The 3373-nt window shown below is 37.6% G+C and carries 2 protein-coding genes and 1 pseudogene; 1 reads left to right on the forward strand and 2 read right to left on the reverse strand.

What is annotated here, in order from left to right; all coding sequences use genetic code 11:
* Window positions 1–793: IS110 family transposase (locus ACFWE9_RS26355; protein ID WP_377359595.1), on the reverse strand; the 793-nt coding region annotated here is incomplete at its 3' end.
* Window positions 794–1552: 759 nt separating this feature from the next.
* Between ACFWE9_RS26355 and ACFWE9_RS26360 the strand changes: the two genes are divergently transcribed.
* Complete coding sequence (locus ACFWE9_RS26360) at window positions 1553–2938, forward strand: cytochrome P450 (RefSeq protein ID WP_377359596.1); 1386 nt, start codon at window positions 1553–1555, stop codon at window positions 2936–2938.
* A 240-nt stretch (window positions 2939–3178) separates the two neighbouring features.
* Here the strand turns inward: ACFWE9_RS26360 and ACFWE9_RS26365 are convergent.
* Window positions 3179–3373, reverse strand: a pseudogene (locus ACFWE9_RS26365) (IS110 family transposase); the annotation flags it as partial.

The following is a 3373-nucleotide window of genomic DNA, read 5'->3' on the forward strand; positions in this document are numbered from 1 at the left end:
CCACTATACGATCTTCCAAATCAGAAAGGTGTCCCTGGTAATGAAAAAGCAACTCAATATACATACGAAGATTGATTACGTGACTTTCATACACGTTTTTTTGGTATGGATTTCGAGATGCGGAGTCCATTATTTTTTTTGCTTTTTCCCATGCCCATTGACCCGATCGGCTAGGACAGAACTCTATAACACTCTCTGATAGCTTACTTTCCCCGGCTGTTAATACCGCCTCTGAAGTGGGATATTCCATTAATATCAATAAAGAAACCCTTGAATATAAATCCCCAAAAACCTTCCGGTATTCAGGAAACACTTGATCTAAAATGGTGTGAAACTGAAGTTTAGCTTCCACATACATATTTGTTACGATTTCCTGTTGTCTGGACAAATTCCGAAGGTCTAATAGCTGAATGCCTCTAATTTTATGAGGTTCTAAATCCTCTTTGTAATACAGCACACACAACTGGTACGCATCGATTGCGTCTGTTTTTACCTTCCGTAAACTGGACTTCTTTGCCTGATATGAAATAATCGGATTTAGTAAGATATATAGAATCCCTTGTTCCTCCAGGTATTGAATAACGGGAGAATGGTAATGCCCTGTAGATTCTAAAATGACCATAGGCATCTGCCCTGTCACCTCTTCAATTTCTTTTAGAAATCCTATAAAATGATCTAATTCCTCTCTAGTATGCTTCATTGAAAAGCTCTTCCCATACGGTTTAGATTGATCTAAGAATGCCTGAACTTGGCTCTCTCCTTTTGCCACATCCAGACCAACAACTGGATTCATTATTTTTACCTCCTTTACTTACTAACCAGTACCCCTAGTCCTCCATGCAGTGTCATAGCTTCGCTTGTTATACGAGATCTACGTCCCAACCAGCCTCAAACATGTTTCTACAAGTAGGGGGCGGACAGTTTAGTTCACGAGATCAAGTCCCACGCACCCGTACGTCCTACCCTGGCTACTGATATAATAGATTCTATTAAAAAAAGGTCAACCAGTAATTTTTACTGGTCAACCTTATAATACGACGCACCCGTTAGTTCTATAAGACTTATTATTGAGGCCAAGATTTTTTGATTTTTCTTGTTTTTTCATTTTGTCGCCTCCTAAAATTAGGATTCGTAGTAAATCAAAAAATATTCCAAAGTAATTTTTAAATGATTATGTTGCATAGTTCGAATAAACTATGCTACTTGAACTAATCTGCCCTGTTAGTTGCATAAGAAAATGGAGCTATTTCCTACCCCATATTTGTTAGTTCAACAAGATAATAACTTTTGAAGGTAGTTCCATACATACCTGCTTTCATTAGTAAAAGAAAGTGACAACCAGGGATGGGTGCCTTTACAATTTCATAAACACTTTGATTTCGTTTATTAATAGTATTCCTTTATACACACTTATAATTTCATCAAATTGATTAACAATCTTTAAAAAATATTGTATTTGTTAGTCTTCTTATTAACAACTTGTCCAAACCAATCAATACTTTCCTCATAGAATGAATACAAGTAATTATACCGAAATGGAGGAAACAAACCAATGAGTGACACAGATTTTTCAAATGATTCTCCAGGCCCAAAAGGAAAATTAATTACTGGCCATTCAAAGGAGTTTATTTCAGATACACTTGGCTTTCTTACCCGTTTAGCGAAAGAATATGGAGAAGTTGCTAAAATTCGTTTTGGACCTTTCCATAATGTTTACCTTATTTCAAATTCAGATTTAATTAAGCAGGTACTTGTAACAAAACAAAAATCCTTCTTGAAATCAAAGGACTTCTCTGCTTTAAAACCAGTAATCGGAGAAGGCCTTCTTACAAGTGAAAAAGAAATTCACATGCGCCAAAGAAGGCTTATTCAACCCTCTTTCAAAAAGTCTCATATTAGCAATTATGGTCAGGATATGATTGATATAACAATGGACTATATTTCCACTTGGAAAAACAGAGAAGAAAGGATTATTACGGAGGATATGATGAGCCTTGCACTGGGTATTATCAGCAAGACCATGTTCAGCATGAACCTCAAAGAAGGATATGGCATGCTCGGGGAACCTATAGAAGCCTTCATGAGAATTGCCGTTAAAAGAATGCGAACACTTCAAATGCCACTATGGGTTCCAACTAAAAACAACCGTGAATATAAAATTGCGAAACAGAGACTTGATAAGGTGATTTATAGCTTTATTGAAAAACGTAGAACAGAGGCAGAGAGACATGAGGATATGCTTGGGATTCTAATGGATGCTCGAGATGATAAGGATGGCTTAGCTATGACAGACAAGCAGTTACGTGATGAGTTAATGACCATTTTCCTTGCCGGTCACGAAACAACAGCAAACGTGCTTTCCTGGACCTTATACTTGCTTTCCCAACACCCTGATGTGGAAACTAAACTTTTCAATGAAATAGATAGCGTAATCGGCAACCGTAATCTAACACCTGGCGATTTTATGAAATTAACATTCACACAAAATGTTATCTATGAATCAATGCGCATATACCCGCCTGCCTATATCATACAACGGGAAGTGGCAGAGGATGTGGTAATTGGAGGGTATCTTTTTAAAAAAGGCGATATGATCCTGTTGAGTCAGTATGTGATGCACCACAAGCCTGAGTATTTTGATAATCCAGATTCCTTTAAACCTGAGCGATTTGAAAACAACTTTATGAAAACCCTACCTCCGTTCGCTTACTTTCCATTTGGCGGAGGTCCGAGAGTTTGTATCGGTAATCATTTTGCAGTGATGGAAGCTGTGCTTGTCCTAGCATGCATTGCTCAACGATATCGGATAAGGCTGGCGCCTGACCATCATGAAGTAAAGCCACTTCCGTCTATTACACTCAGACCGAAGCGTGGATTGCGCATGGTAGTGGAAGATAGAAATATAGGAGGTTTCCAACCAGAAGCTTCTGAAATTTAAATGAATATAAGTTGTATTAATGAACAAAATTGTCACTCTACACCTAAGGAAGATCCCCCCTTTAGTTCCATAAAAAAGACTGCCGCATCAACCCTAGTTTTTGAAGTAAACCAGCTAATAGGATGTCAATATCTTTCTCTGAAATTTTCATTTCCCTTATGATATACTATTTTTGGCCATGCCAAATAACCCTCCAAAACCCTTTTGGAAGGATTTTTCTCTGTTTCACAAAACCGTTAATTAGGCTAAATCTCGGAACGTTCCTTTTCTCTTTAATAAAGCGTAAATCCAATGAAGCAACTTATTCATACTGGCCACGATTGACACTTTGGCCGGTTTACCTTCTGATTTTTTCTTATCATAGAATGCTTTAAGCTTTTTGTTCCTTGAACTTCTTATGCCGCATAGTACGGCAAGATACAGAGAATGACGTAG

The organism is Peribacillus sp. NPDC060253, assembly GCF_042727425.1.
Taxonomy (GTDB): domain Bacteria; phylum Bacillota; class Bacilli; order Bacillales; family DSM-1321; genus Peribacillus.

Bases quoted from the DNA above. Each gene is read 5' to 3' on its own strand.
- ACFWE9_RS26360 (WP_377359596.1), top strand. From the start codon at position 1,553: ATGAGTGACACAGATTTTTCAAATGATTCTCCAGGCCCAAAAGGAAAA.